Here is a 6129-nt window from a genome sequence, read left to right as displayed (position 1 = left end):
GCTCCGCCGTCAGGTCCGCGCGGTTGAGGTAACCCCACGCGAGCCCTTCGCCGCCCACGTACAGCTCTCCGGGCACGCCCACTCCGGCCACGTCCCCATTCGCGTCCAGCACGTACGCCGTGGAGTTCCCGATTGGCTTGCCGATGGGCACCGATGACGTCAGCGCCGTGTCACGCGAGAGCGTGTACGTGGTGGAGAACGTGGTGTTCTCCGTCGGGCCGTAGCCGTTCACCAGCACCGCGCCTTGCGGCAGGTGTTTCAGGTGCTCACGCACTCGCTGGACAGGCAACACGTCGCCGCCCGCAAGCACCTGCGACACCCCGGCCAGGGCTTCCACCTGGTGCAGCGCCATCTGCTCGTACAGCGCCGCCGTCAGCCACAGCGTGCTGATGCGCTCCTGCTTCAGCAGCGTGCCCAGCTCTTCCAGCGTCAGCGCGTGCGGTGGCGCGAGCACCAGCTTCGCTCCGTGCAGCAGTGCGCCCCAGAGTTCCAGTGTCGAGGCGTCGAACGCCACCGGCGCCAGTTGCAGCCAGACCTCCTCTGGCCCGAAGCGCAGGAAGCTGTTGCCCACCACCAGCCGTGTGATGCCCCGGTGCGGCACGCTCACGCCCTTCGGCCGGCCCGTGCTCCCCGACGTGAACATCACGTACGCCAGGTCTTCGGCGCTGACCTCCACGCCTGGACTCGTCCGCGGCTGATGGGCGACTGCGCTCCACACCGTGTCCAGCGTCAGCAGTGTGCCTGCGCTCTCTGGCAGCTTCTGCACCAGGGACTGCTGCGTCAGCGTCACTTCGACGCCCGCGTCCCCCAGTAGCAACGCGATGCGCTCCGCCGGGTAGTTGCGGTCCACCGGGACGTAGGCGCCTCCGGCCTTGAGGATGGCCAGCAGCCCGGCCACCATCTCGAACGAGCGCTCCACGAACACGCCCACCCGCGTGCCCCGCTTCACTCCCAGGGCCCGCAGGTGGTGCGCCAACTGGTTCGCCTTCGCGTCCAGCTCGCCGTACGTCAGCGTCGCGCCCCCTTCCGCGAGCTTCAGCGCCACCGCGTCCGGCGTCCGGTTCGCTTGCGCCTCGAAGCGTGCGTGCACCGGTACGTCGCGAGGGTACTGCGTGGCCGTCGGGTTCCACGTCGCCAGCACCTGCTGACGCTCCGCCTCTGTCAGCAGCGACAACTGGCTCACTGCCTCCTCAGGCTTCGCCACCACGCCTTCCAACAGCACGCGCAGGTGCTCGGCCATCCGATGCACCGTCGACGCTTCGAACAGGTCGGTGCTGTACTCCACTGCCCCGGTCAGGCCTTGCGGCGTCTCCGTGAAGAAGAGGCTCACGTCGAACTTCGACGTGCGGATCTCCAGCTCCAGCGGCTTCATCGCCAGCTCGGGGAGCCGCGCCTCTCCCTCGGGCATGTTCTGCAGCGCCAGCAGCGTCTGGAAGAGCGGCGTGTGGCTCAGGCTGCGATCCGGCTGCAGCGCCTCCACCAGCTTTTCGAACGGCACGTCCTGGTGCTCGTAGGCCTCCAGCACCGTGCCGCGCACCTGCCTCAGCAAGTCGCGGAAGGACGCCCCTCCATCCACGTGGGCTCGCAGCACCAACGTGTTCACGAAGAAGCCGATGAGCCCTTCCAGCTCCGCGCGCGTGCGACCCGCGATGGGTGAGCCCACGCTGATGTCCGTCTGCCCGCTGTAGCGCGACAGCAACACCTGCCAGCCTGCCAGCAGCACCATGTACAGCGAGGCACCCTCGCGCTGGGCCAACTCCCGCAGCGACTGGGCCAGCGCGGGCGGCAACAGGAAGGAGTGGACGGCTCCCGCGTTGCCTCGCACCGCCGGACGCGGCCGATCCGTCGGCAGCTCCAGCACCGGCGGCGCGCCCGCGAGCTTCTTCCTCCAGAAGTCCACTTCCTTCTGGAGCGTGTCGCCCTGCAACCAGCCTCGCTGCCACGCCGCGTATCCCGCGTACTGCAGCGACAGCTCCGGCAGCGGTGACGGGCGGCCTTCCGCGAAGGCGGCGTACAGCGCACCCACCTCACGGATCAGCACGCCCAGCGACCAGCCGTCGGACACGATGTGGTGCATCGTGATGAGCAGCACGTGTTCGGTGCTTCCCAGCTGCAACAGGCCCGCCCGGATGAGCGGCCCCTTGTTCAGATGGAAGGGCTCCTCCAGCTCCACCGCGAGCCGGCGCCGGACCTCTTTCTCCTGTTCCTCGGAAGCGAGGCCCACCAGGTTGACGTCCGCCAACGGCAGGCGCGCATGCGGATGGATGCGCTGCACGGGCTGGCCTTCGTGCAGTTCGAACGTCGTGCGCAGGGATTCATGGCGCCGGACGATTTCGTTCAGGGCTCGCACCAGCGCGCCCCGCTGCAGGGTGCCTTGCAGCCGGACCGCCACCGGGACGTTGTAGAGGGGGCTGCCCGGTTCCAGCTGATCGATGAACCACAGGCGCTGCTGCGCGAAGGACAGTGGCGGGGCCTCGCTCCCCTTCACGGACTCCAGCACCGAGGGCGCTGGACGCGCCGCGGCTCCCAGCCGCTCGGCCAGGGTCTCCAGCACGGGCGCTTCGAAGAGGGCTCGAAGGGAGAGCTCCACTCCCAGCTCCGTTCGGATCCGCGACACCACCTGCGTCGCCAGCAGTGAGTGTCCGCCCAGGGAGAAGAAGTTGTCCTTCACGCCCACCCGGGGCACGCGCAGGACCTCTGCCCAGATGGCCGCCAGCTTCGCTTCCGCCTCCGTGCGGGGCGCTTCGTAGGCCGTCCCTGCTTCGTGCGCGTCCAGGTCTGCAAGGGCCTTGCGGTCCACCTTGCCGTTGGCTGTGAGCGGCAGCGCGTCCAGCACGCCCGTCGCCGACGGCACCATGTACTCCGGCAGCTGCTTGCGCAGCTCCGACTCCACCCCCTTCGGGTCGATGTTCCGCCCCGGCTTCGCGACGATGTACGCGACGAGGCGCTTGTCCCCACCCACGTCGCGCACCACCGCCACGGCTTCCGCGACGCCTTCCTGCTTCAAGAGCGCGGCTTCGACTTCGCCCAGCTCGATGCGGAAGCCGCGCACCTTCACCTGGAAGTCGGTGCGCCCCAGGAACTCCAGCGTGCCATCTTCCTTCCAGCGAGCCTTGTCTCCCGTGCGGTAGAGGCGTGCGCCCGGCTGCGGGCTGAAGGCGTTGGGGACGAAGCGCTCCGCCGTGAGGTCCGCGCGGTTGAGGTACCCCCATGCGAGGCCTTCGCCTCCCACGTACAGCTCTCCCGGCACGCCCACGCCCGCCACGTCGCCGTGCGTGTCCAGCACGTACGCCGTGGAGTTTCCGATTGGCTTGCCGATAGGCACCGATGACGTCAGCGCCGTGTCACGTGTGAGTGTGTACGTGGTGGAGAACGTGGTGTTCTCCGTCGGGCCGTAGCCGTTCACCAGCACCGCGCCTGCCGGCAGGTGCTTCAGGTGCTCGCGCACTCGCTGGACTGGCAACACGTCGCCGCCCGCAAGCACCTGCGACACCCCGGCCAGGGACTCCACCTGGTGCAGCGCCATCTGCTCGTACAGCGCTGCCGTCAGCCACAGCGTGCTGATGCGCTCCTGCTTCAGCAGCGTGCCCAACTCCTCCAGCGTCAGCGCGTGCGGCGGCGCGAGCACCAGCTTCGCTCCGTGCAGCAATGCTCCCCAGAGTTCCAGCGTTGAGGCATCGAAGGCCACCGGCGCCAGTTGCAGCCAGACTTCTTCCGGTCCGAAGCGCAGGAAGCTGTTGCCCACCACCAAGCGGCTGATGCCCCGGTGCGGCACGCTCACGCCCTTCGGGCGGCCCGTGCTTCCCGACGTGAACATCACGTACGCCAGGTCCTCCCCCGTCACCTGCACGTCCGGCATTGTTTCCGGCTGGTGGGCGACTTCGCTCCACACCGTGTCCAGCGTCAGCAGTGCGCCCGCGCTCTCCGGTAGCTTCTGCACCAGGGACTGCTGCGTCAGCGTCACTTCCACACCCGCGTCCCCCAGTAGCAACGCGATGCGCTCCTGCGGGTAGTTGCGGTCCACCGGGACGTAGGCGCCTCCAGCCTTGAGGATGCCGAGCAGCCCCACCACCATCTCCCACGAGCGCTCCACGAACACGCCCACTCGCGTGCCCCGCTTCACTCCCAGGGCCCGCAGGTGGTGCGCCAACTGGTTCGCCTTCGCGTCCAGTTCTCCGTACTTCAGCGTCCGCCCGTCCTGCGTCTGGAGCGCCACCGCGTCCGGCGTCTTCCTTGCCTGCTCCGCGAACAGGACATGGACCGGCGTCTTGACCGCGGACTCCGTGCGATTGCCGCCGTCGAGGATCCGCTGCCGTTCTTCCGCGTCCAACATCGGAAGCCGGGACACGGCGGCCTCCGGACGCGACAGTGCCGCATCCAGCAGGACCCTCAGGTGCTCCACCATGCGGTGCACCGTCGTGGCGTCGAACAGCTCGGTGCTGTATTCGACCGAGCCCCTCAGCCCTTCGCCCTCCTCCACGAAGAACACGCTCACGTCGAACTTCGCCGTGCGGCTCTCCATCATCAGCGGCTTGAGCGACATGCCCGGCAGCCCCAGGTCCCCCTGCGGCACGTTCTGGAGCGCCAGCAGCGTCTGGAAGAGCGGCGTGTGGCTCAGGCTGCGATCTGGCTGCAACGCCTCCACCAGCTTCTCGAATGGCACGTCCTGGTGCTCGTAGGCCTCCAGCACCGTGCCCCTCACCTGCTTCAGCAGCTCACGGAAGGACGTCTCTCCCTCCACCCGGGCACGCAGCACCAGCGTGTTGACGAAGAAGCCGATGAGCCCTTCCAGCTCCGCTCGCGTGCGGCCCGCGATGGGTGAACCCACGCAGATGTCCGTCTGGCCGCTGTAGCGCGACAGCAATACCTGCCAGCCCGCCAGCAGCACCATGTACAGCGATGCGCCCTCGCGCTGTGCCAGGGCCCGCAGGCGCTGCGTCAGCTCGGGCGGCCACTGGAAGAAGTGCATCGCGCCCGCGTTGCCTCGCACCGCCGGACGTGGACGGTCGGTGGGCAACTCCAGCGCGGCGGGCGCTCCTTCCAGCCGGCCCTTCCAGAAGGCCACTTCGCGATCGAGCGCGTCCCCCTGAAGCCAGCCACGCTGCCATGCCGCGTAGTCCGCGTATTGAAGCGGCAGCTCGGGCAGAGGGGAGGGCCGCCCCATCACGAACGCCGCGTACAGCGCTCCAATCTCCCGCACGAGCACGCCCAACGACCAGCCATCCGAAATGGCGTGGTGCATGGTGAGCGCGAGCAGGTGGTCTTGCTCCGCCAGCCGCACCAGTTGCGCCCGGACCAGCGGCCCTCGCGCCAGGTCGAAGGACCGCAGCCCCTGCGCCATCACCCGGCGGCGAGCCTCCTCCTCCCGCTCGCCCGCTTCGAGGCCGCGCAGGTCCTCCACCTCCAGCGGCATCGCCGACGGCGGATGCACGACCTGCACCGGTGTGCCTTCGTGCGCCGTGAACGTGGTGCGCAGCGCTTCATGCCGCTGCACCAGCGCATCGAGCGCCCGCTGGAGCACCGCGACGTCCAGCGCTCCCTCCAGACGGACCGCCAACGGGACGTTGTAGAGCGGGCTGCCCGGCTCCAGCTGGTCGATGAACCACAGGCGCTGCTGCGCGAATGACGGCGGCAGGGGCTGCTCGCGCGATACGGGCACCAGCGGTGGCGCGGCGGAGCGCGTGGCTCGCTCCAGGCGGCGCGCCAGGGCGTCCAGGGTGGCGGACTCGAACAACTCCCGCAGCGGCAGCTCCACGCCGAACCCGGCGCGGATCCGCGAGGCCACCTGCGTCGCCAGCAGCGAATGGCCGCCCAGCTCGAAGAAGTTGTCCTTCACGCCCACCTGGGGCACGCGCAGCACCTGCGACCAGATGGCCGCCAGCTTCGCTTCGGTCTCCGTGCGCGGCGCCTCGAAGACCTTCTCCGAGCGCGGGACCTCCGGCTCCGGCAGCGCCTTGCGGTCCACCTTGCCGTTCGCACTGAGCGGCAGCGCGTCCAGCGGCATCAGGACGGCGGGCACCATGTACTCCGGCAGCCGCTGCCGCAGCCGTGCCTTCAGCTCCGCCGTGTCGAGCGTCCGCCCCGGCTTCGCGACCGCATACCCCACCAACTGCTTGTCCTGCCCCGGCC

General features: G+C 69.2%; 1 protein-coding gene. It reads right to left on the bottom strand.

Translation table 11 applies throughout. The annotated features are described in order from the left end of the window. Window positions 1-6129, bottom strand: a 6129-nt coding sequence (locus D7X55_RS34085; protein ID WP_121725236.1) for a non-ribosomal peptide synthetase, incomplete at both ends; no start/stop codon positions are given.

Origin of the sequence: Corallococcus sp. AB049A, from assembly GCF_003668885.1 — a bacterium.
Lineage (GTDB): Bacteria > Myxococcota > Myxococcia > Myxococcales > Myxococcaceae > Corallococcus > Corallococcus interemptor.
The sequence above is the reverse complement of the archived record's forward strand: the minus strand, read 5'-3'. Positions and strand labels throughout refer to the sequence as shown.